Origin of the sequence: Streptomyces xanthochromogenes (assembly GCF_014650455.1) — a bacterium.
In the GTDB taxonomy this organism is placed as follows: Bacteria; Actinomycetota; Actinomycetes; order Streptomycetales; family Streptomycetaceae; genus Streptomyces; species Streptomyces xanthochromogenes.
This window is the reverse complement of sequence record NZ_BMUZ01000017.1, coordinates 53,564-76,172: the sequence shown is the minus strand read 5'-3', so window position 1 is coordinate 76,172 and position 22,609 is coordinate 53,564. Positions and strand designations below refer to the sequence as shown.

The 22,609-nt window shown below is 67.9% G+C and carries 20 protein-coding genes; 7 read left to right on the top strand and 13 right to left on the bottom strand.

All coding sequences use genetic code 11. The annotated features are described in order from the left end of the window. Positions 1-27 precede the first annotated feature (27 nt). The 5 genes from IE267_RS35005 to IE267_RS34985 all read right to left on the bottom strand — a co-directional run bounded on the left by IE267_RS35005 (position 28) and on the right by IE267_RS34985 (position 6,321). The gene (locus tag IE267_RS35005; protein ID WP_189765988.1) at positions 28-1,197 is read right to left on the bottom strand and encodes a cytochrome P450; all 1,170 of its coding nucleotides are present in this window, start codon (positions 1,195-1,197) and stop codon (positions 28-30) included. Next, positions 1,190-1,765: a DUF5825 family protein gene (locus tag IE267_RS35000; protein WP_189765987.1), complete on the bottom strand. Its 576-nt coding sequence runs from the start codon at positions 1,763-1,765 to the stop codon at positions 1,190-1,192. The genes IE267_RS35005 and IE267_RS35000 overlap by 8 nt, the downstream gene beginning before the upstream one ends. Next, the gene (locus IE267_RS34995; protein WP_189765986.1) at positions 1,759-3,684 is read right to left on the bottom strand and encodes a RiPP maturation radical SAM C-methyltransferase; all 1,926 of its coding nucleotides are present in this window, start codon (positions 3,682-3,684) and stop codon (positions 1,759-1,761) included. The genes IE267_RS35000 and IE267_RS34995 overlap by 7 nt, the downstream gene beginning before the upstream one ends. 25 nt (positions 3,685-3,709) lie before the next feature. Further along, the gene (locus IE267_RS34990) at positions 3,710-4,978 is read right to left on the bottom strand and encodes an MFS transporter (RefSeq protein WP_189765985.1); all 1,269 of its coding nucleotides are present in this window, start codon (positions 4,976-4,978) and stop codon (positions 3,710-3,712) included. A gap of 275 nt (positions 4,979-5,253) precedes the next feature. Continuing rightward, complete coding sequence (locus IE267_RS34985; RefSeq protein ID WP_444545475.1) at positions 5,254-6,321, bottom strand: cytochrome P450; 1,068 nt, start codon at positions 6,319-6,321, stop codon at positions 5,254-5,256. A gap of 1,098 nt (positions 6,322-7,419) precedes the next feature. On the opposite strand from IE267_RS34985, the gene IE267_RS34980 reads away from it, so the two are divergent. The 7 genes from IE267_RS34980 (at position 7,420) to IE267_RS34950 (ending at position 15,825) form a co-directional block, all read left to right on the top strand. Further along, positions 7,420-7,581 (top strand): hypothetical protein, encoded by a 162-nt coding sequence (locus IE267_RS34980; RefSeq protein ID WP_167151307.1) that lies wholly within the window; start codon positions 7,420-7,422, stop codon positions 7,579-7,581. A 9-nt stretch (positions 7,582-7,590) separates the two neighbouring features. Continuing rightward, complete coding sequence (locus tag IE267_RS34975; protein ID WP_268251626.1) at positions 7,591-9,633, top strand: B12-binding domain-containing radical SAM protein; 2,043 nt, start codon at positions 7,591-7,593, stop codon at positions 9,631-9,633. Between the two features lie 2 nt (positions 9,634-9,635). Beyond that, positions 9,636-10,874, top strand: a complete 1,239-nt coding sequence (locus IE267_RS34970; protein ID WP_229861605.1) for a periplasmic substrate-binding domain-containing protein — start codon at positions 9,636-9,638, stop codon at positions 10,872-10,874. Between the two features lie 41 nt (positions 10,875-10,915). Further along, positions 10,916-11,866 carry a ThiF family adenylyltransferase gene (locus IE267_RS34965; RefSeq protein WP_189765981.1) on the top strand — a complete coding sequence of 317 codons (951 nt, stop codon included), beginning with the start codon at positions 10,916-10,918 and terminating at the stop codon, positions 11,864-11,866. A 639-nt stretch (positions 11,867-12,505) separates the two neighbouring features. Next, a complete protein-coding gene (locus tag IE267_RS34960) occupies positions 12,506-12,910 on the top strand; it encodes a lytic transglycosylase domain-containing protein (RefSeq protein ID WP_455755458.1) in 405 nt (134 codons plus the stop codon). A 434-nt stretch (positions 12,911-13,344) separates the two neighbouring features. After that, entirely contained in the window at positions 13,345-14,649 is a 1,305-nt protein-coding gene (locus IE267_RS34955; protein ID WP_189765980.1) for an MFS transporter, read from the top strand. Between the two features lie 3 nt (positions 14,650-14,652). Further along, complete coding sequence (locus IE267_RS34950) at positions 14,653-15,825, top strand: anhydro-N-acetylmuramic acid kinase (protein ID WP_189765979.1); 1,173 nt, start codon at positions 14,653-14,655, stop codon at positions 15,823-15,825. A 32-nt stretch (positions 15,826-15,857) separates the two neighbouring features. Here IE267_RS34950 and IE267_RS34945 read toward each other — a convergent pair whose 3' ends face one another. From IE267_RS34945 to IE267_RS34910, 8 genes are all read right to left on the bottom strand, one after another. Then, entirely contained in the window at positions 15,858-17,210 is a 1,353-nt protein-coding gene (locus tag IE267_RS34945; RefSeq protein WP_189765978.1) for a sensor histidine kinase, read from the bottom strand. 224 nt (positions 17,211-17,434) lie between these two features. Beyond that, positions 17,435-18,145, bottom strand: coding sequence for a response regulator transcription factor (locus IE267_RS34940; protein WP_189765977.1), 711 nt, complete (start codon positions 18,143-18,145; stop codon positions 17,435-17,437). 58 nt (positions 18,146-18,203) lie between these two features. Next, on the bottom strand, positions 18,204-19,070 hold the full coding sequence (locus IE267_RS34935) for a PepSY domain-containing protein (RefSeq protein ID WP_189765976.1): 867 nt from the start codon (positions 19,068-19,070) through the stop codon (positions 18,204-18,206). Between the two features lie 278 nt (positions 19,071-19,348). Continuing rightward, positions 19,349-19,519, bottom strand: a complete 171-nt coding sequence (locus IE267_RS34930; RefSeq protein ID WP_167151286.1) for a hypothetical protein — start codon at positions 19,517-19,519, stop codon at positions 19,349-19,351. Between the two features lie 171 nt (positions 19,520-19,690). Then, positions 19,691-20,785: a hypothetical protein gene (locus IE267_RS34925; protein WP_189765975.1), complete on the bottom strand. Its 1,095-nt coding sequence runs from the start codon at positions 20,783-20,785 to the stop codon at positions 19,691-19,693. A 115-nt stretch (positions 20,786-20,900) separates the two neighbouring features. Next, entirely contained in the window at positions 20,901-21,398 is a 498-nt protein-coding gene (locus IE267_RS34920; RefSeq protein ID WP_189765974.1) for a hypothetical protein, read from the bottom strand. Between the two features lie 103 nt (positions 21,399-21,501). Further along, complete coding sequence (locus tag IE267_RS34915) at positions 21,502-22,005, bottom strand: RipA family octameric membrane protein (RefSeq protein ID WP_167151280.1); 504 nt, start codon at positions 22,003-22,005, stop codon at positions 21,502-21,504. A gap of 121 nt (positions 22,006-22,126) precedes the next feature. Continuing rightward, the gene (locus IE267_RS34910) at positions 22,127-22,519 is read right to left on the bottom strand and encodes a YunG family protein (RefSeq protein ID WP_189765973.1); all 393 of its coding nucleotides are present in this window, start codon (positions 22,517-22,519) and stop codon (positions 22,127-22,129) included. Positions 22,520-22,609 lie beyond the last annotated feature (90 nt).

Sequence of the window (22,609 nt, the reverse complement as noted above, 5' to 3'; positions counted from 1 at the left end):
AGCAACGCACTCGGGACCACGAGACCACTAACTCGCGCGCTCAACCCAAATAGGGAGTTCAACCAGCCCGTTCATGACCGCAGTGTCGTGGAAACGCAGCTCCGACGCCTCCACGGTCAGGCCGAAACTCGTCGTTCCCGAGAGAAACGTGCGCAGGGCCTGTGCCGCGATCAGGCGTGTGACGGGAATGCCCAGGCACGAGTGCCGCCCATGACCGAACGTCAGATGGTCGAAATCCCGACCGCGAGTGGGGTCGAACCTGTGAGCATCGGAAAGTACTGATGTGTCCCTGTTGCAAACATCCACCCCGATGACGAGCAGAGTACCTGCGGGAACCGCGTACCCGCCTATGACGGAAGGCTCCTTCGTCATCCGATAGATCCCCCGCGCGATCGGGCTCGCGTACCGCTGCACCTCATGGATGAGGCCGGGCAGCAACGTTTCGTCATCGCGTACCAGGCTCTGAGTCCTCGGGTCCTGCGCCAGGCAGAGGATTCCGTTCGTAATCAGTGCAGCCAACACTTCGACGCCCGACAGCGCGAGCAGTCGCGTGTTTGCCGCGACCTGTCGATCCTCCAGAGAAGGCAGCTCTGCCATCAGGTCCGACACGAGGTCGTCGGCGGGGTCGGCACGCCTGTCGTGCACCCAGTCGACGAGCGTGGCGTCGAGTTCGCGCACCGGGTATCCCTGGTAGACCGCGGTCCTCAGAGCCGAGACGAGGTTCTCGTCGAGTCCGAGCAGTCGCGACATGACACTGTCGGCGATGGGCACGCCGATCGACGCGACCGCGTCGATCCTGCCCAGGGCGAGAGCGTCCTCGATCGTGTGTTGGACATCCTGAATCAGCTGGTCCGACACATCGCGCACGCGTGTGTCGATGACCCTCCGAAGGGCACGCCGCACACGACGATGCTCTTCCCCGTCGGTTTGGGTGACCGCGAAGACCATGTCGGACATCGCATCCGCATCCGTCTCGGTCGGCTCGTCGAAAACGCTGGCCATGAGTTCGCCCGCACTGCCATAGGTGTCGACGTCGGACAGGATGCGGGTGGCTTCGCGGTGATCGTGGACGAGCAGCCCCACCCCCGCCGTTCCCATGCGCATGGGAACGATGGTGCCCACTGGTTGCGCCGATCCTTGCGAAGCGGCGGTCCGCTCATCGAGTGACTTGCGGAAGGGGATGCTGCCTTCAGACACACCAGACTCCTTGCCTTACGGCAATACCCACACAGTGATCGCCGGAACGAAAGACGAAGTCGTGCAATTCAAGAGCGTGCAGACTGGCCGCCTCCACGGGGGTGATGGTGTGCCCCCAACGGATTTCGTCGAGAACGGCTGCCGCCGGTTCCGAGCGGTCGATGTCGACGCGGCGGCGCTCCCCGTAGCGCGTGTCCTCGACGGCCAGGAACGTCGGACCGCGCCGCACGACGAGGGCTTCTCCCTGCTGCGCCGACCACGCAAAGGTGCCGTCCGACTGCCGTGGCGGGTCGAGGTGGCGAAGGCACCCGACTTCCAGGGCACCACAGTCGCCGCTCCACGAAACCCGCAAGCCGACGCCGCGCGCGTCGCGGAGCAGCGCGATCAAGGAGACGAGTTCGCGATCGCCCATCTCCGCCATGGCGATGTGACCGACCAGGCGAACCCCGGCGTATCCCGACCGGGTCAGGGTGACGAGGTTCTCCCTGCTCCGCACCGACTGGAGATTCACCGGAGCGAAGAGCCGTCGTCGGTTCGACCGCCGCTCTGCCGTCTGTTTCGTCACCATCGAAGTCCCGTCGCGAGCGCCAAGTAGGTGGCATCCTCATGAAAAACGATGCCGAGCTCCGTCCAATGCCCGACTAGCTCTTCGAGCTGACCTTCCCGCACTGACATCCCGAGCGAGCCCATCGTGGAAGCGAGCGCGGGAAGCGTTTTGCCCTTGGCCAGTGCACGGTAGGCCTCGGCCTCGAGACCCGGTTGAAGCACCACCTCACGGGAGGGCCAGGTGGACCGGTCGTCGACGACGACGAGCGAGTCGTCCGGCGCGGGCAGGGCGACCAGCCGAGAATTCGACGCGCCCGCCTTCCAGTTCGCGACCGCTTCGCGCAACAACCCGCACGTCTCGGGCGATATGCCGGCGGGCTCGGACTCGAAGACGTAGACGAAGTCGTCAAGGGCGTCCACCACCCCCTCGTAGGCGCTGACCAGGTTGCGCGAGGGGCCGAGCACCTGGAGACCGAGTTCAGGATCGTCGAAGTAGGGGCTGAAGCGTTCCAGTTTGATCGGGAACACCCCGGCGGGCGGCGTCAGATGATGGAGGGACGGGAGCGAGTCGATCAGCGCCGTGTAGTCGAGATCGCTCTCCCCGGGGAAACCCACGAGAACGTTCCACGACGGATAGATCCTGCAGGTGGCACAGTCGCGCAGGAAGCGCACGTTCTGCCACCCGGTCACCCCCTTGCGCATGATGCGCAGGATGGGCGTGCAGAGGCTCTCGACCCCCGGTTGCAGTTGCGTGAAACCGGCGCGCGCAAGGGACTCGAGCTGACCGAAGTTGAGGTTCGACTTCACCTCGGCGAACAACCGGACGTCCCACTCGGCGGGCAGCGCCATGTCCGTGGTCAGCCGAACGACATGGTCGGGCGCCAGAATGTTGTCGGAGAACACCAGGTCGAGCACGTTGTGCCGACGGACGGCCCGGCTTGCCTCCGCTTGCACGCGCTCGGCCGGCTTTGCGCGATGAGCCATGGCCGACCCGTTCAAGCCGCAGAACGTGCAATGGTGCTTCGCGCCCCACCAGCATCCGCGGCTGGCCTCCAGCGGAATCTTGACATCGATGAGTCGAGCGGCCGGCGACTTCCGCAAATCGCGGAAATAGTGATCGTAGACGGGCTCCGGCACCGCGTTCATGGAGACAGGCGTCGGCCCGATGGGGTTGCTCACCGAGGCTCCGTCGGTGCCGGATCGCCAGCACAGGCCGGGCACGGCCCGCAGCCGTTCCTCGTGCCCGTGCTCGTCACTGCCACGACAACCTGCGATGTGGGCGATGAGCGGCGCGATCGAGCGCTCCGCCTCGCCCCGGATCACGTAGTCGAACTCCGCGCGGGCGCGGTGGACGGCCGTACCTTGTACGCCGTCGCAGTTCGCCCCGCCCAGCAACGTGACGATGCTCGGGGACAGCTCCTTGACGCGGTGCGCGAGCGCGAACGAGGCAATGTTCTGATCGAACGTCGTCGTCAACCCCAGGACATCGACCCCTGACGCCACCAGGTCTCGGGCCAGCTCGTCGATGAAGGCAGGGGCCGCGCGGAACATCGCGCAATAGGCGTCGGCGTTGTCACTGTCGCGCACGAGCTCGTAAAAACTCGTGTGCCGTGGGTCGACGCCCGGGCGGAAGCAACTGGAGAAGACCCATTCGCCGACCCCGAACACCTCGGCATCGACGATCAGTTCGTAGTGGTCCCGCTCAAGGCCCACATCCCGGACCAGGAAGTCGAGCCAGCGGATGTTGCCGTAGACGACGTCGAGCTTCTCCACCTCGCCGTGTTGCTCGAACAGCGGGGCGATCGTACTCAACGCCAGTGAGGGCATGTCCACCACCGCCCAGGGCATGCAGACCAACGCAACCGAAAGGGCATCCTCATGCACGACCGGCGGGACCGGATCCAGCACCGGTCGCGGGTGCCCGATCTGTAGCAGTTCCACTTCGCCTCCTCATCGTCTGCCTGGTTCAGGACGCCTCTGGATCGGCGGGCTTCTCGATCTCGGTGGTCACCCGCGCACCTCGGAAGAGCACTGGGAGCCACAGGAGGCATGCCAGCAGGGGGACCGCGGCGTAGGTCGCCATGCCGACACTGGAGCCCAATCCGTCCATGAGGGTGCCGACGACGAGATAGCCGGTACCGATGAGCACCGACTCCACGAACGAGATCATCGACAGCAGGCTCGCCCGGTGGCGCGACGGCACCGCCTCGTTGAGCACGTTGTCCACGAGCACCGCGGTGATCTCGGGAATGCCGACCAGGACCAGGAACGCGGTAATGGTGACCCAGACGAGGCCGAGGCCGCTGAGGCCGAGCGCCGCGGCGAGCGTCAGGAGGGACACCGGGACGATCACCCGGTACCCGATGCTCCGGTTCGCGCGGTCCGACAGCAGGGGAACGACTCCGCCGACGAAGAATCCCGCCGAGATGACCACACTCACCAAAGCGGTGCCCGCTCCCTGATCGGAGAGGGTCTTCTGCGTGAAGATGATGTACGGCGTCAACGTCGCGTGCATCAACCCGGACACCACGACCAGCGTCACGAGCGCGGGCGTGGCGACCCGGAGCATCGCCCGCCACGCAGTGGCGTCGACGGGTCCCTTCTCGGCTTGGTCCTGCTCGTCCACCGCGTCCGCGCCGCGGATCTCGGGCACCCGTGACATCAGCACCACCACGGCCAGGACGAGGCAGGACGCCGAACCGAGATAGACAATTCCCCAGGAAAACCTTTGCAGTTGACCGCCCAGGACGATGGCGACTCCCGAGGTGACCGTCCCGAGCATGGTGAACCGGGACTTGATCTTGACGTACCCGGCCGTCGCACCACGTCGTACGAGCAGGTCGTACAGCAGGGCGGTGTCCGAACCGGACACACAGGCCATGCCCACACCCTGGCCCATGAACAGCGTAAGGAACACCCAGTAGTTGGAGGACGTCACCTGACCGAGCAGGCATCCAGCGATCAGCACCTGGCCGATCACGATGCTGGCACGCCTGCCGATGCGGTCGGCGATGACTCCCGTCGGCAGCTCCGCAAGCCCACTGACCAGGTAGATCAGTGTCTGAAGGATGGCCACCTGCCCGGCGGAGAAGCCTCGTTGCTGCAGAAAAAGTACGAACACGCCCCGCTGGAAGAGCGAGTTGGCGAGCACGGCGTATACGTAGAAGGGGCGCGCGACGCTTCGTGCCGCATCGTCGATTGCGGCCGACCCGTCAAGGGCCTCCGTGGTGGTCATGTTGCGGGATCCCCCTGGTGGCTCCGGTAGTCATGGGTGTTGGGCCTCCGCCGTCGACCGGAACCTACAACCCGTGCTGCGCGCAGGACTTGGGGCCGCCGTTCCGGGAACCGTCGCCGGCGCCGCGGCCATTCTCGGTGGAATTGCCACGTGTGGGAACCGGCGGCGTGCGTCTCCTGGAGGCCCGCCACGGCCGGCGGACTCTGCTCCGGCGGGCCGTGCCCGATCCGAAACGACTCCACTCCGACTGCTGTCACCGGCTCGGCCTCGTTCACTTACCAGCTCACGGGCATCTTCTTGACGCCGTACCCGAGCCCGTCGTCCATGAACGGGAGGTCGCCGAGGTCGACGGCCAGGGTCAGTGTCGGAATGCGCCGGAACAAGGCGGCGAACACGACCTGCAGCTCCAGCCGGGCCAGCGGTTGGCCGGTGCACTTGTGCACACCGAACCCGAAGGCGAGCTGCTGGCTGGCATCGCGGCGCAGATCCAGCACTCCGGCAGCGGGGAACACGCTTTCGTCACGGTTGCCGATCTCCTCCGGGAGGATCAGACCCTCGCCGGCGCGGATCACCTGCCCGGCGATCTCGATGTCCTCCACGACCACGCGGCGGCGGCCGGGCTGGACGGTGGTCAGGTACCGCAGCAACTCGTCGACGGCTGTGGCGACTTGGGGGTCGTCGGAATCCTTCAGCACAGTGATCTGGTCGGGATGCTGCAGCAGGGCCAGTGTGCCCAGCGCGATCATGCTGGCCGTGGTCTCGTGCCCGGAGATCAGCAGGAAAAGGACCAGCATCACCAGCTGATGCCGGTTCAGCTGGCCGGTGGCCAGCCGTTCGGTGGCCAGTTGGGACAGCAGGTCGTCCTCGGGGGCGGCGAGCTTGCGGCCGATCTGCTTGGCCAGGTAGTGGTACAGCTCGCGCTCGGACTTGCTCACGACGTCGTCCGGGGCGTCGACGCTGGTCATCGTCCTGATGGCGTGGTGGAAGAAGTCGTGGTCCTCGTAGGGGACGCCCAGTACGTGGCAGATGGTGATGGACGGAATCGGCAGGGCGAAATCCGACACGAAATCCGCCGGCTTGGGGCCGGCCAGGAGGGCGTCGATGTGGTCGTCGACGATTTGCTGGACCGTGGGCCGTAGTTGCTCGACCTTGCGGGGGGTGAACGGCCGGGCGATCATCCGGCGCAGCCGGAGGTGCTCGGGGCCTTCCATGGCGGTCAGGAACTGGCCCTCTTCATGGTGTTCCTGCAGGAACTGACTGTGGAACGGGTAGCCCGGCTGCATCCAGTCCGCGCTGACCCGGCGGTCCGACAGGAGCGCGCACTGCTCCGCATGCCTCGTCACCAGCCAGGGAGTACTGCCGTCCCACAGCCGAACTCGGACCAGCGGCGCGCGTTCCTGCAGCTCGGCGAGCTGCGGTGCCGGGTCCAGCGGACAACCGGGCGCCCTGGGCATCGGAAAGTACGGGACTGCCGTGGGTTCCTGATGAGGAACGTTGGCCTGCGCAGACGTCACAATCGTAGCTCCGTCCCGAATGTCACATGATGGAAGGCGCGTAGAAATAGAGGCCGATGGCACTCAGCCCTTCAGGCTGATGCAGGAACCATGGGCCGGGTGTTCGCCGGGAGACGATCCCTCCATGCGGAGAAATCTCATGACCGCCGACGCGGAGATACTGCCCAACAACTCGAATGATTGCGCTCGTTGAGGGGAGTGACCGCCGAGCCGACTTCCGCGATCTGCGTATTCCGGGGCCTTGATCTTTTCTGTTACGTGGCGGGAACCTATTCATGTTCAGCCCTCGTCCGCCGGGGGTGAGCAGCATCAGACGGCGAGCTCTCCGCCTGGTGCTGCTCCGGACCCGAAGCAGCCTACCCAGACTCGATCAAGCCCGACAAGAGGCCGGAAAGGCCCGGCGTCCGTTGGTCGGCGGCCGTCGGGCAAGTGCGCGATGCGGGAGATTGTGTACGCGAGACGCTGCCGGAACGGCTCGGGCCGTCGGCAGTTCCCGCCCCATGAAATGGCTCGGCCGGAGCGGTGAAGTGCTGGGCCTTCTTGATTCGTCCGGCTCGATTCCTCCCGATCAACCAAACCCGCTGTCATCGTGTCCGTCACGGAGAGAGAGGCTCTCACCAATGAATCGGCCCTCCGTGCGCGACCGGATTTGGATCATCGAAACGTGCCGGGGCCCCGACCCGCGGAATGGGGAGATTAGGTGTGGGAAGCGCTCTCGTGATCTTGCGTTGTGGCAGACCGAAGAGCTTCCATCGTCGCAGGCCGCAGGGCACTTTCTTATTCCTGGCAAGATCACTTCCACGTATCGGCCGATGGATCCGGGATCGGATGTGACGGCGGAAAACGTGTGCACTCCCCATTGACGAGACGCCAAAGACTGTATGAGATAAGGATGTTGGAGCCAGTCAAGGCGAAGAGGGGTCAAAAATGGCACAGGAACTGCAGGAGCGTTCACTGACCGTGACGGACGAGGCGGAGCCGGACATGGTGCTCTTCTCCGACGAGGAAGGTCTTGATCTTGCCGATGACGTCGAATTGATCACGCTGTCATCGGCCACTTTGGGTGCCATCGTCGCGCGGCGCTGCTGATCGCATCTGATGCCGACTCAGAAGCGACTGGCCCTCTCGTTTGCCGGGGAGGGCCAGGTGTCGGTCCGATCGTCCACGCGGCAGGCTCGCGTGACGCTGGGCCGCCCCTTGATCAATTCCGATGTCAATTCTCCTTTCTTCGTTCCTCTCGGGCTGCTCTGTATCGCCTCTCCGCTGATGGCTCACGGTCACCCCGCCGTCGTCGTCGACCTGGAGTACGAGCACCGGATCGGCGCCTTCGAGCCCGGTGACGCGGACTGGCTCGACCAGACGTGCGCTCGCTTCCTGGCCGCCGATCCCGACATTCTCGGCCTCACCTGCCTCGCGGACACCCTCCCGGCATGCCTTCTCATCGGGCGTGAGGTCAAGCGGCTCCGACCCGATGTCACGGTGGTTCTCGGCGGACCCGGAACGTTCGGTGTCTTCCCGGACGCTCTCCCGCGCTTCGCCGACTGTGTCGACTTCGTGTGCCGCGGCGAGGGAGAGCTCGCGATCACCGCCCTCGCGGATGCCGTTGCCGACGGGGCCGATCCCGCCGGAGTGCTCGGCTTCTGGTCGTGCAGGAACAGCCAGGCCGTCTCCAGTGGGCCTCAGCCGACCACGAATCTGAACCTCGTGCCGATGCCCGCGTACGGCGCCGTCCCGATGGGCGACTACATCCGCCTGTCGACCCCGCACATCTTCGACGTGCACATCGGCTCCGGGTGCACCTATTCGTGCAAGTTCTGCATGACGTCGACGTTCTGGGACCGTGACTTCCGGATCAAGGACCCCGCGGTCATCCTCGAAGAGCTGCGCTTCCTGCACCGCACGTACGGGGTGACCCAGTTCAACTTCCTGCACGACAACTTCGCCAACAAGCGCACGTACCTGGACGAGTTCGTGTCCTATTTCGCCGAGCACAACGACATGTTCGAGTGGGGCTGCGCGGTCCGACCGGACAACGTCAACCCGTCCCTTCTGCGGCGCATGGCCGACGCCGGATGCTTCAACATCTTCTGCGGCACGGACGCCGGGTCGGAGAAGATCCTCAAGGCCATGCTGAAGATGCCCTCGACGAAGCGGACCTACGAGTTCTTTCGGTCCGCCCAGGAAGTCGGCATCCAGTTCGAGACGAACACGATCGTGGGATACCCGGACGAGAGCGCCGAGGACCTTGAAAAGGCGTTGGAGGTCGTCTTCGACGCGATCGCCTATGGTGCCGTCAACAGCGACCTCAGTGTGCTTCAGCCGCTTCCCGGCGCCGAGATCACGGACGAGTACCGGGCTAAACTCCAGCCGCTCGAAGGCGGACTCGACGTCATGGGCACCTTCCTCCCGTCGGACGTCCGCGCGCTCATCAAGGACGATCTGGCGACCTTCACCGGATTCACCTTCATTCGCAGCGGGAACCGGGATTACGAGTACTACCAGGACGTATTGCGCCTTTCGCGATACTTCACGCGCCGCTATTACCACCTGCTGCGATTCCTCAAGCAAGGGGCGGGACACACGTACGTCGCATTCATCGACGCACTGCTCGAACGGGCTGCCATGCCCATCGAGGAAGCGCTCGTCGAGATTCTGGCGCAGTTGGAGGGTGAGCACGCGCAAGCCGCCAGGGCGCTGTTCGCATACGACTCGATGCTCGCGGAATTCCGGGGGGACGAGGTCGAGGAGGAGCTCGTCAACGTCTACCGGCGGCCCGCCACCGTGGAGGAGAAGCCGCATTTCCTGATCGAGGCATTCGACGTCGACGTCGTCGCGATGATCTCCGACCCGCGTGAAATCACCTGGAAACCGGAGCTGAACCGTCCGACGGTCGTGGTCGTCTATCGCGCGAATGAGGCAGAGGTGTCGACCCTCCGCCTGACGCCGGCTCAGGCCAAGGTGTTCAAGGCCCTCATGCCGCGCGGGCGGGACGAACGCGAAGCCCTCCTCGACAACATCGCCCCTGGCCGGCTGCGCGAGGTCGCCACGGCGGTGGCCGGGCTGTGTGCTCGGATCGACGCCTCACCGGATGCCCCCGGACGGACGCCTCCGGTGGCCGACAGCCCCCTCGTGACCACGTGAACGTGACGCGCCCCGTCACTGTCGAGGTGGACGACGATCCGATTCGATGGCACGGGCCCACGGGAGGCGACTACCTGAGCCGCTGGTTCGCCGCGGCGAGCCAGCGAAGCCGACTCGATCTCATGTGGGTCGAGGACGACGGGCTGAGCCAGCACTACCGCGTCCAGCAGGGCGCGTCCTTCTCCGACGGGAGCCCGGTACGAGCGCGCGATCACGCCCGGGCGATCCGGACCGCGCTCACGGTTCCGTCGCTCCAGCGGTTCCTGCGAGACATCCGCGCGGTCCGCACCTCGAAGGACGCGCTCGTCATCGAGCTCCGCCGCCAGGCGCCGCACCTGCCCAGCCTGCTCCGGAGTGTCGACCTCGCTCCCATCTCGTCGTGCGGGCAGCTGTCCTCCGGTATGTACGAGCGTGCCGTGCGCACTTCCGATGACGAGTACTGGCTCAAACCCGTCAAGGCCGGCACGCCACCTGTGCGGGTGCTGGTCCGCCGCGATCCGCACGACGCCCCGGAGCGGTTCCGGCGGGGCGAGGTCGATGTGACGTGCGCGACGGCTTTTCCGCTCGACCGCGTCCCTGACTTCGCGGACAGCCAGGCGTTCCACACGGCACCGACCGCGATCGAGATGTGCCTGGAGATCAACCCCGACAGCCCCTCGGCAGCGGGTGACGCGGAGTTCCGTCGCCGGCTCCTCGGCGCGCTCCGATACGACCGCCTTGTCGCACGGTGCTGGAACGGTGCGGAGTCGGCAGCGCCCGACCACCACGTCGAGGCACCGCCCAGCAACCTCGGCTCCGGCGTACGGCTGCGCCTGGGCTACTGGGACTACTACCCCAATCGGGACGTGGCCGAAGAAGTCGCGGCCCAGCTGACCGAGAACCTCGGTGTCCGGATCGAGCTGGCTCCCGCCGACTTCGTCTCGGGCTCGGCACAGTCCTGCGACGTGCTCCTCGCCTTGCGGGGCCCGCTCTTCGAGGATCCGATCAGTGCTCTGGACCTGCTCGACCCGGCGCGCCGTGACCCCGTCCTCGCGCCGCTGCTGCACCGGTTGTCCGAAGTCCCGGACGACGAAGCGGCGTACGACGAGCTGCGTCGGGCGGTCTGCGAGCAGTGCCCGGTCCTGCCACTCCTGCGTCTGCGAGGCCACTGGCTGCAGCGCGAGGAACTGGCAGGTCGGCCCTGGCCGCCGATGGGCGCCGTGCGCTTCCCCCGGTTCAGCTGGAACGCCGGTGCTTCCTGATCTTCGCGCAACGGTGATCTCGCTACGAAGGAGGGCCAGGGATGGCTGACGGAGTCGACCGCTACGTTCTGTCGCCCGCGGCGACCTGGTCCCGCGACGGCGACGAGCTGCGCGTCTTTTCCGACGAGGTACTGCTGGTCCGACGCTGCCCCGAAGCGATGTTCCAATGGCTCACAGCGGTCGCCGACGAACCAGCCGGTCTCCCGGCGCCGAGCGGAAGCCGAGTGGACGCCATCGTGCGTGCGCTCCGTCAACTTCGCCTCGTAGTAGCCCCGTTCGACCGGTCGTGGCACTCCTCCGCCTGGCGGAACCAGGTCGAGTACTTCGCGGCCTTGGGCCTGGATGCCGGGGCGGCACAGGACCGGCTGCGCGCGGCGCACGTGACCGTTCTCGGCGTCGGCGGGATCGGCGGCGCGGTGCTCGCCGAGATCGTGGGTGCGGGCGTGGGCGGGCTCACGCTCGTGGACGGCGACCGGGTCGCGCTGGAGAACCTGAACCGCCAATACCTCTACCGGCGTTGTGACGTCGGACGGGCCAAGGTCGAGGTGGCCGGCGAATGGGTGCGTGAGCGTCTCCCCGAAGCGGAGCCGATCACTGTCATGGAAACCGTCACGAGCAGCGAGGCGCTGGTGCCGCACCTGCGCGAAGGCGGATTCCTCGTCGTCGCCGCCGACCGTCCTGCATCGCTGCCCGAACTGTGCGCTCAAGCCTGTCTTGAGCGCGGAGCGTCGATGATCACGGGAGGCTGCGGTCTTCGGGTCGGGTCGAGCGGCCCGCTCATCCGGCCCGCCGACGTCACCGCCTTCCTCGCGTCGCGCCAAGAGGCAAAGGCCACGGCCGGAGCCGCGGCCACACCGATGGCGGCCTCGTTCGGACCGGTCAATACGCTGGTGGGCGCGACGATGGGCCGCGATCTCATCTTCGGCATTCTCGGTGTGAGCGTTCCAACGACATCGCATCGCGTCGAGCTGCTGGGCACGGCTTTGACCTGAGAGCGGCACCATGGCAGCCGCCTGGCGCGGCGGCTCGGGGCGGCCGTACCGAGCCCATGGAGCATCGGCTTGCCGACGAAGACGGAAGACGAACCCGACCAGCGCCACACATGGTGCCGCGCCGGCCTTCATCGCTGCTGCCGCACGGCGCTCCTGGGCGGAGTCGGTGGGGTGGGTGCGGGCGGCGGCGGGGGCCTCGGGTTTCGCTGTTCGCTTCGCTCGTGTTCCTTCGATTTGTGGTGTGTTTCGGGCCCGTGGCCCATGTCATCCAAGGGTATGGATCGTAGCAATCCGTGATATTCGGGCACATTTGTCGTGAGGCGGCCCACAGGACCTTGGTCACATACGAGTGGGCCTAGTGGCCGTCGATGAGCCCCGTCCTTGGTTCCTCTGCCGCCCGCGCCCTGTGCGGACCGGGTCTGGCGCGGACAGCTCGCGGGGCAATGGCGCGGCTTCGCTGCGAGGCCCGTTAGTAAGTGGGGGGCGTTGCCAGGCCGTGGGGGTGTCGGTAGAACTGGATGTGTCGCCAGGCGGCACGGGTGCTTCACCCGCCGCGGACGAACCCCTCTGCTCGTGTGAGTGGGTCATGCATGCCCCGGTATGCCGCGACCGTCCTTGTTCCCTTCGGAAGGCCTCTTCGTGTCCAACGCAGTCATCCGCCGCATCGCCACCTCCAAGAAGACCCTCGCGGGTGCCGTCGTGGCCGTTGGTGCCGCCGGTTCCCTGTTCGCCACGGTTCCCGCTCAGGCGGCCCCGGCGAACGCCAAGGCGATCGCCCAGCAGATGATCAAGGACCCGGCGCAGTTCGAGGCCTTCAGCAAGATCGTCACTCAGGAGAGTGGCTGGAACCACACTGCCACGAACTCCTCCTCCGGTGCCTACGGTCTGGTCCAGGCCCTGCCGGCGTCGAAGATGGCGTCCGCCGGTTCGGACTGGAAGACCAACCCGGCCACCCAGATCAAGTGGGGTCTGGACTACATGAACTCCCGCTACGGCAGCCCGGTCGGCGCCTGGAACTTCTGGCAGGCCCACCACTGGTACTGAGCCACCAGCTGACACACCACAACAGCTCAATCCGCAATGCCCGCCGCTCATGCGGCGGGCATTGCTGCGTTTACAGCCCCCTCGCCCCGGCAGCCGGACGGTCATCGGCTGAGCCGGGCTTCACCGCAGGTACAAATCGCCGTCCTCTCGAAGGCCGGGTTGGTCTTGGCGTCGAAGGGGTAGTCCCGGCAGATGCGGGAACCGTCGGGGGCGTTGTCGTCGGCGTCGGCCAGTCGGCCGGCCCACGCCCCATCGCCCCTGCGGCCAACAGCAGCCAACACTCCCACTAGGGAGGCTCGTTATCCGTCTGCCCGTCTGCCCGTCTGCCCGTCTGCCCGTCTGCCCGTCTGCCCGTCTGCCCGTCTCATCGGTCTGCTCACGTCCGTGGGTCGGCCCGCAGACGGGCGTCCCCCGGCTCCCCAGGAAGGCTCTCCATGACTGGTCCCGCACCCGGACCCGGCCTGCGGACCCTCCGGTCCGGCCAGTCGCGCGGAGCGCTGGTCGCGGGCTCGGTGGGCAACTTCATCGAGTGGTACGAATTCGGCGTCTACGGCTACTTCGCGACGATCATCGCCGCGCGCTTCTTCACTCCTGAGGGTGGCAGTGCGGTGGAGGCGCTGGTGAAGACGTATGCGTCCTTCGCGCTCGCGTTCTTCTTCCGGCCGGTGGGGGCGGCCGTGTTCGGCCGGCTCGGTGACAGGATCGGCCGGCGTCCGGTACTGATCGTGGTGATCGCGCTGATGACGGGCGCCACGACGGCGATCGGCGCGCTGCCGACGTACGCCACCGTCGGCGCCCTCGCACCCTGGCTGCTCACCCTTCTGAGAGTGCTCCAGGGATTGTCCGCGGGCGGTGAGTTCGGGGGTGCGGTCTCGTTGATGACCGAGTTCGCACCACCCGGGCGGCGCGGACTCTACGGGTCGTGGCAGTCGTTCACCGTGGCGCTGGGACTGCTGGGCGGCGCGGGCGCGGCGGCACTCCTCGCCACGCTGCTCAGTGCGGAGCAACTGGGGGACTGGGGCTGGCGGTTGCCGTTCCTGCTGACGCTGCCGATGGGGCTGGGGGCGCTTTGGCTGCGGCTGCGACTGGCGGAGACACCGGTCTTCGAGGCAGAGCGGGAACAGGTGCGCCAAGGGGAGCCCGAGCGGCCCGCCGCGGGCGAGGTGGTGCGGGCAGTGGCCCTCGGTGCCGGGCGTGTCATGGGCTGGTCCGCGGCCGGATACACCCTTCTTGTGGTGCTTCCCTCCTACCTGCAGAGCGCGCTGAACACGAGCTTCCGGCAGGCGTTGCTGGCCACGGTCCTGGCGAACCTCGGCTTCGCGGCCACGATCGTCCCGGCGGGGCTGCTCAGCGACCGGATCGGAAGGCGGCCCGTGATGCTGGCCGGCGCGGGGCTGGTGGTCGTCCTGGCGCTTCCGCTGCTCAACCTCCTTCAGGAGAGCGGCACTTCGAACGCGACCAAGGGCGTGGCGGTGTGCGTCGCGGGTGGCGTGGTCGGGCTGATGGCGGGCCCGGGCCCGGCGATGCTCGCCGAGATGTTCCCCACCAGCGTGCGCTACACCGGCCTCGGACTCGCCTACGCCCTGTCCAATGCCGTGTTCTCGGGGTGCGCTGGTCTCATCATCACGGAAGCGGTCAAGCGCACCGGGAACATCGACATCCCCGGGTACTACGCGGCGACGACCTGTGCGGTGAGCGTCCTCGCGCTCGCCAAGGTCCCGCACCGGAAGGGGAGTTGAACAATGCGGGTGATCGGCCTGATGTCCGGTACGTCGTACGACGCGATCGACGCGGCGGCGGCCGGCCTGAGCCTCGTTGGCGACAGCCTCGTCCTGACGCCGCTGGGGCTGGTGAGCGAGGACTACGACGACGGGCTGCGGAAGGCGCTGGCGGCTGCCCTGCCGCCGGCTGCCACCACTCTGGCCGAGGTGTGCCGGCTCGACACCCGCATCGGGCAGGCGTTCGCGGCTGCTGCGGTCCGTGCCAATGGCGAACTGTGCGATGGCCGGGCCGAGTTGGTCGCTTCGCACGGCCAGACCTGCTACCACTGGGTCGCCGAGGGGCAGGTGCACGGCACGCTGCAACTGGGGCAGCCCGCGTGGATCGCGGAGGCGACCGGGCTGCCCGTGGTCGCCGACTTCCGGCCGCGCGACATCGCCGCCGGGGGCCAGGGCGCACCCCTGGTGAGCCTGGTCGACCTGCTGTGGCTGCGCGGTCGGCCAGGCCGACCGGTCGCGCTCAACCTGGGCGGCATCGCCAACCTCACCGCCCCGGACGGCACCGCCTTCGACACCGGGCCCGGGTGCGCGCTGATCGATACGGCGGCCCGGGAATTCAGCGGCGGACGGCTCTCGTACGACACGGACGGGGCACTGGCCGCACGCGGCACCGTCCAGGAAGCGCTGCTGCGGCGTCTGCTCGCCGAGCCCTACTACGCGCTGCCCGCGCCCAAGACCACCGGCAAGGAACTGTTCCACTCCGGATATCTGCACCACGCGCTCGCCGGCCTTGACCGCCTGGCCGCCGAGGACGTGGTCGCCACGCTGACGGCGCTCACGGCCCGGACGGTCGCGAACGCCGTAGCCGGAGTCGATGCGTCCGAGGTGATCGTCTCGGGCGGCGGCACCCGCAACCCCGTCCTGATGGCGATGCTCACCGCACGGCTCCCGCACCTGGCGCTGCGCCACTCCGACGAGCTGGGCCTGCCGTCCGGTGCGAAGGAGGCGTACGCCTTCGCGGTGCTCGGCTTCCTCACCGCACACGGCCTCCCCGCCACCCACGCGCGGAGCACCGGGGCCCGCCACCCGAGCATCCTCGGCTCGATCACCCCGGGCCGGGAGGGTCTGCGACTGCCACCACCCGCACAGCGGCCACCGACCCGGCTGGTGCTGGAAACACCCCGGCGCGGCAGGTAAAGACGCCTGGCGCAGTCACCGGCCCGCCCCACTCACGCACCGGCTGCGCCGGGCGACGTTCCCGTGGTGGCGGCGTGGGGGAGGCGGAGGGTGAAGTGGCCGCCCGGGCCCGCGGCAGCGGTGAGTCGGCCGCCGTGGTTCGCCGCGATGTCCCGGGCGATGGCCAGGCCGAGACCGGTGCCGCCCGCGTCGCGGCTGCGCGAGGCATCGAGCCGGGTGAACCGGGTGAAGACTCGTTCCCGGTCCTTCTCCGGGACTCCGGGACCGTCGTCACGGACCTCCAGAACGACGCCCCGCGCCCCGTCGGTGACGGTCACGGTGATCGTCGTACGGGCGTGCCGCTGGGCGTTGTCGAGGAGGTTGTCCAGGACGCGGGCCAGCTGGCCGCGGTTGCCGTACACCAGGGCTGGATCCGAGGCGTCGACCGTGACTGGAACCCGGCCCCGCGGGCGCCGGGCCGTAGTGGTCCTTACCAGGTCGCAGAGGTCGAGGTCGGTCCGCTCGGGGGACTGGCCGGCGTCGAGGCGGGCGAGCAACAGCAGGTCGTCCGCGAGCTGTTGGACCCGGATGACGTCGTCGAGGAGCTCGGGACCGTGGAGCAGTTGCGGATGGGCGATGGCGACCTCGACGTGCGCGCGCAGGGCGGCGATGGGATTGCGCAGTTCGTGCGAGGCGTCGGCCACGAAACGGCGCTGGCGGTCCATGGACTCTTCCAGCCGGTCCAGGGTGGCGTTCATGGTCTGCGAGAGGCGGGCCACCTCGTCGCGTGAGGCCGGTACGGGCACGCGGCGTCCGAGGTCGCGTTCGGTGATCTCCGCGACCTCGGCGCGGATCGCTTCGACGGGGCGCAGGGCGCGGCCGGTGGAACGCCAGGTGACGGCGGCGACCAGGAGCAGGAGCAGCGGGATGCCGGGGATCATGGAGGTGACGATCAGCCGCTGGGTGTAGCGGGCCGTCTCCAGGCTGGTGCCCGCGTACACGGTCGCCCCGGAGCCGTTCGCCGTCGTCGCGCGGACCGCGACGAGCCGGTACGGGTGGGAGTCCGGGTCGGGGCGAAGAACCAGGTCCAGACTGCGGGCGGCCGAGCTGTGGCCCGGAGCGGGTTCGAAGGAGGCGACCGGCGCTCGGCCCGCCAGGTTCTCGCTCGCGGCCAGAATCCGGCCGTCGTCGGCGACGACCTGGAGCAGGCTGTCCTCGCCGTCGGGGACGGCGAGGCGATCGACGAGTTTGCCGGAGCCGCTCACGCGGGCGACGGCGTCGGCGCGTGCCAGTGCCGTGCGCTCGGCGGAGTTCACGAGGCCCTGGTGGATCACACCGAGCAGCCCGGCACAGGCGGCCAGGAGGGCTACGGCGACGACGGCGACCGCGCCCAGCGTGGTCGCCACCCGAACGGATCCGAACGGGAGCGGGAAGACCCGGCGGCGCGAGGCCCTGGGCCGCTCCGGCTGCTCGTGCCGAGCGTGCTCCTCAGTTCGGTGCTGCGGTACCGGCTGCTTCTGCCGCTCGGTGTGGAACGGATCCGTGCTCCCGCTGTGTCGTACGGGGCGGCCTGCCGATTCCGGTCGGTTCTGGTCGGCTCGGTTCTGGTCGGCGGAGCCGTCCGGGGGGCTCACGCCTTCGCCCGGGGCGCCGGGTTGAGGCGGTAGCCGATGCCGCGGGCCGTGTGGAGCAGTGACGGCGGGTTGTCGGCGGCTGCCTGCCGGAAGGGGCGGTCGAGCTTGCGGCGGAGCGCGCTGATGTGCACCTCCACCACGTTCGGGTCGCTGTCGGCGGGCAGGTCCCAGACCTCCTCCAGGAGCGCCCCTTTGGACACCGTGACCCCGGGCCGCCGCGCGAGCACGGCGAGGAGGTCGAACTCCTTGGCGGTGAGGGGGATTTCGGTCCCCGCCCGCGTACACCGCTTGTTCTCCGGTTCCAGTACGAGGTCTCCCGCCTCGACGACGGACGGCCGTCCGGCGCTCCGCCGCCGCAACAGGGCGCGGAGCCTGGCTTGGAGAACCAGATAGGAGAACGGCTTCGTCAGGTAGTCGTCGGCTCCGGTGTCGAGTCCCTCGGCCTCGTCGTACTCGCTGTCCTTCGCGGTCAGCATCAAGATCGGCGTCCAGAGGCCGGCTGCCCGAACCGTCCGGCACACCCGGTGACCGTCGAGGCCGGGCAGCATCACGTCCAGGATGATCACGTCGTACGCGTCGGTGAGGGCGAGCCGCAGACCCTCGTTCCCATCGTGGGCGATGTCGACGCTCAGCCCCTCGGCCTCGAAGCCGCGGCGGAGCACGGAGGTGAGGGAGACTTCGTCCTCGACGATCAAAATACGACTCATTGCCCGGATTCTACCTATTGATGGCTGCTGCCGAGGGGGCTGATTTTGACGGGACGGATCAGCGGGGGACGTGCGGCGACCAGTCGTAGAAGTCCTTGCCGAAGTTGCCCGAGCGCTCGCGGAGCTCCTGCTCGGAGATGCGGCCGCCGTTGCCGCGCTCGCCGGACCTGTCGGCGGCGGAGCCCGTGCCGGAGCCGTTTCCGCCGCTCTCGGTCTCCGCGGAGCCACTCTTGTGCTCTTCGTGCCGGGCGATCGCGCCCGTCTTCGCATTCACGTCGATCTCGTGCCGGACCGTGCCGTCGCTGATGCGGATCTGCCAGACCGGATCGGCTTCGGTGCCCTGGATCGACAGCCGGGAGACGAATCCGCCGCCCGCCTTCTCGACGGCAGTGTGGACGGCGGTCTCGCGTTCCACCTTCGCGGTGGCCAGCTTGGCGAGCGGGATCTCCAGGTACTTGCGGGCGCGCTCGGGCATCTGATCGGCGCGGTTGCCCAGGAGGGCGCCGGTCTTCGCGTCGACCTTGAGGTTGTGGACGCGGGGGTCGGCGGTCATCACGTCGACCTTCCAGACCTGGTTGCCGTGCTCGTTCTCAAGCCATATCCCGGTCATGCGGCTTCCGGAGACCGCCTTCTCGGCGGTGGCCAGGGCCTGTGTACGGGAGGTCTTGGGGCCGCCGCGCTCGGGCGAGGCAGCTGAGGCGGCCGGAGCTGGAACCTGGGTCGGTGCGGCAGCGGGCGTCTCGGCCGCAGCCGGGGCCGCGCTCTTGGCGGCGCGGGCCCTGTCCACGCCGGCGTCGGTGTCCGAACCTCCACAGGCAGTGAGCGAGAGGGCCAGGGCCCCGGCCGTGAGGGCGACGGCCGCCAGGCGACGGTGGCGCCGCACGGGGTCTGTGGTGTGGGGCGTAGCGGTGGCGTTGATGTTCATGGGTGCTCCCGAGCGATGTGTCTCGCCGGATGGCGATGACTCCACTCTCGGGGAGTGTCCTGAAGCGTCCCTGAAGCCTCCTGAACCCGGCTTCAGGATCGCTCCGGGCCTCCGCCCCGGCCGGCGTCCAGGCCCGCGGTCCGCCCCACAGGCGGTGGCGCCGCGCCGATCCAGCGGACGGAGCGACGCAGCGAGACGCCACAGGGAATGCGACGACCGTCAGACGACCCCGCCACACCATGGCTCGGGTGCATCCGGCGCGGCTGCAGAAGCGGCCCTTACGACAAGTTGGCCCGCCTGATCCGGCGTCGGCGCTTCGCGGCGCGCTCACCCGCGGCCTTCGCCTCTGCCTCCGAAGCGCCCTGGGCGACCGCTTTCTCGTACGCTTTCACGCGCGACTCTTCCATCTTCGCCTCGGTCCGGTCGCGCATCCACTTGAAGACACCCATGGAATTCCCTTCTACGTCCAACTGCGTCGAGCAGTAACAACCCGCATTACACGCACCGTTGAAACGACCCAGTACCCCTATGGGTGCGAGCCCAGACCCCGACCGGTGCGACCCGTCCGGCAAGCCAGGACTACCGGCCCGACCGGCAAGCCTGCGGGGCGCCGTCGCTCCCTACGGTTGACGGCGGCCCCGGCCGGGCCCTGGAGCCCGCGGTGCGCTGGACCCGCCCGGGTGGATGCCAAGTTGAGTGAACACCGGGTGGAGCACGCGGCGGACGCTGAAGTAGACCTGTCTTCTCGGCCTGGACAGGCCGGCCCGCGGGACGCCCAAGCGACTGAAGTGCGGGCGCCACCCTTCATCGAAAAGGATGAGCCCCTTGACGGTGCTGTTCCAGCTGCGGGTGTCGCCGGGGGGATAGTCGGGCAGCTCGGGTGGCAACCATTCGCGGCCCGTCTCCGCCCGTACGTGTTCCACTTCCTGACGCAGGGCCGCCGATACCCGGTCACGGAACGTGTTGTACGCCTGGGGCTCCATGGGAATGAGCAGGACCAGGCGTTGAGGCGGGGTCAAGTACCGGAACGCTTGCGTCAGTTCCCACAGGACAGCCTGGCCGCCTCCCGCTGCGATGACGACGAGGCGGGCGCGGATCATGAGATCGAGAATCGTCTGCTGCCAGTTGTCGTCCGCCATGAAGAACCGGTCCGCCCCGGCGGGTGGCAGAACCTGCCCGGGCTGTCCTGCCGCTACCACGCGGCCGGCCGGTCGGAGTGCGGCGATCAACTGCTCCTCCTCCGTTTTCCCGGAGAGGACGACGTCCCCGACGGTCGACGCTATGCCTTGTGTGATCGACGACTCCAGTTGAGCCCGATCGACATCGTCGTCGAACGATCTGAGGTAGAGGACGAACTCGCCCAGCTCGGCGGTGGCGGAGGGGTCGATCACCTTGGTGCTGTGCCGTCTGCCGTCGCGTTGGAGAAGGCGTCCGGCATAGATGACGAATCCGCCGACCGCCATGACCGCGGTCACCACGAACGTGGCCCACCACGGGTGAGTACCTATGTGGTACCTGGTCATTGCCTGGAATCGCCCGAAGCCGATGACTTCGGTGATGATCCCAACGGTGACGAGCAGCCCGCCCGTCAGTCTGAGTAGAACTCCCCGCACACGCGACTGCACGGGAAGGGTCAGTGGCCGCGGGCTCCTGTTGGTCCCGTCGGCGCGTTGGCCGTCCTCCGCCGGTGAGCGATCACGGCTTTCGTGCGTCACCCTTTCCCCCGTCCACCCGTTGCCGGAGGCTCAAGTTCCGCCCTGATGGCGGGATTTGTCGGTCAAGGAGCATCCTGGGCAACCCTGTGCTGCACTCGGGAAAGGGCAACCACTGTCAGCCACTGACCCGTGCGGCGCCTTCGGGCCACACCACGTGCACGGGGACGCCGGCGCGGCGGGCCTCCTGGACCGTGTCGGCAGTGCCGCCGCCCTGCCCTGAGGGAGGGGTGCCGTCCCACACCGCCACCAGGATGTCCGCACGTTCGATCAACTCTGTGTTGGCCGCCTCGTAGGCCTGCCGCTCAGCGCCGTCGAACGGCATGACCACCACCTCCGACGCGGCGTCGACCAGCCGATCGAATGCCGCAGCGTGATCCGCCGTCACATGCGCCGCGCGGTAGTCCCGCGACGGCAGCACTGCCACCAGGGTGCCCCCCGTGTCGAGTACTGCCTCGGCGAACAGGGTGTCGGCGCCGGACGCGAGACAGGAGACGCCGACCAGTTCGCCGCCTTTCCCGTGCTGCTCCGCCAAGAAGCGACGCAGCGCCATCTCGACGCGCTTGGCGGTGGCCGCCGTGAGATCCATATGTCCAGTCACCGCAACGGTCGGCATGCGCCGCCCCTCCGAGAGCCTCGCTGAAGCGGCCGATCCTAACGCGATGAGGGCGCGGAGCGCGGCCCCGAGAAGCGGAACGCCCAGGTGCTGCTTCGCGGCGTCACCGTACAAGCGCGACGAAGGCCAGAAGATAGGCCGCGGAGAAGATCGCGGGCACCCATTGCTCAACGTGCGTCAGAGGCAGATACCGGCGCCAGTCCCTTCCTTCGCCGAGCATCGCCCATTCCGCGCGAGAGTAGGCGAACGTCGGCAGACGCTCCTCGAACATGGCGATGACCTTGTACTTTGCGGCATTGAGCTGCCGATACGAACGCACCATGAGCCACCATGCGGCGCACTGGGCGACCAGGATCGCCAGACCGGCCGCAAGCACCCAGAGCGAGACGGTCGACAGCCCTCTGCCCACCGCGATGGTCGCGACCACCGCGCTGTTCACCGAGAGGAAGAAGGTATTGGCCAGATTGCGCCGGGCGCTGACCCGGTCGGCCATCTCGACGCACAACTTGTACTGCTCGAGTATCACCTGTTGGTACTTCTCGGTGGCCGCCGAGTAGTCGGACGGCCCTACGGTCGTGTTCCAGAGCGAGTCCTCAGTCCCAGTCACCCACCCATGATGGGGCAGAGGACGGTTGGCGTAAGGGTGTCCGCACGGATTCGACAGCCGAGAGGCCGTCGCTCGCGTGAGGCGTGCCAACGCCCTTGGCCCGGACGCTACTTCGCTCCACTCACGGCACTATGTCGAGCTTCTCCAAGACGCGGTCGCGGAGCAGCTCGTACTCCTGCTGGAGTCGGCGCCATTCGGTCACGGGAGGGCGGGGAATCACGATGCCTGCGGTGACGACCTCCTCCGGTCGGAACTGCTCACGGGTGAGATCGATCTCCATGCCCATGCCCAGGCGGTTCCACCAGTGGTAGTCCACACGCTCTCCGTCGACGTGGACCTCTCCCCGGATCAACTCACCTCCCAGCAGGTCATTGAGCACCATGGCGGTCACCCCGCACTGATCCCGGGCAGGGTTGTCCCCGGACCAGCGGGATCGGAACTCGGGGGTGCACGTCTCGGCACTCCAACTGCTGCGGACGGCTCGTTCGATGTCGGTGAGTAGCAAAGGTGTCATGCCTGTGATCCTGCCAGCGGGCACTGACAGCGGCGGGAGGCCGAGTGGCACGACATCGGCCTGCCGACTTCGAAAACAGGCACACGCACC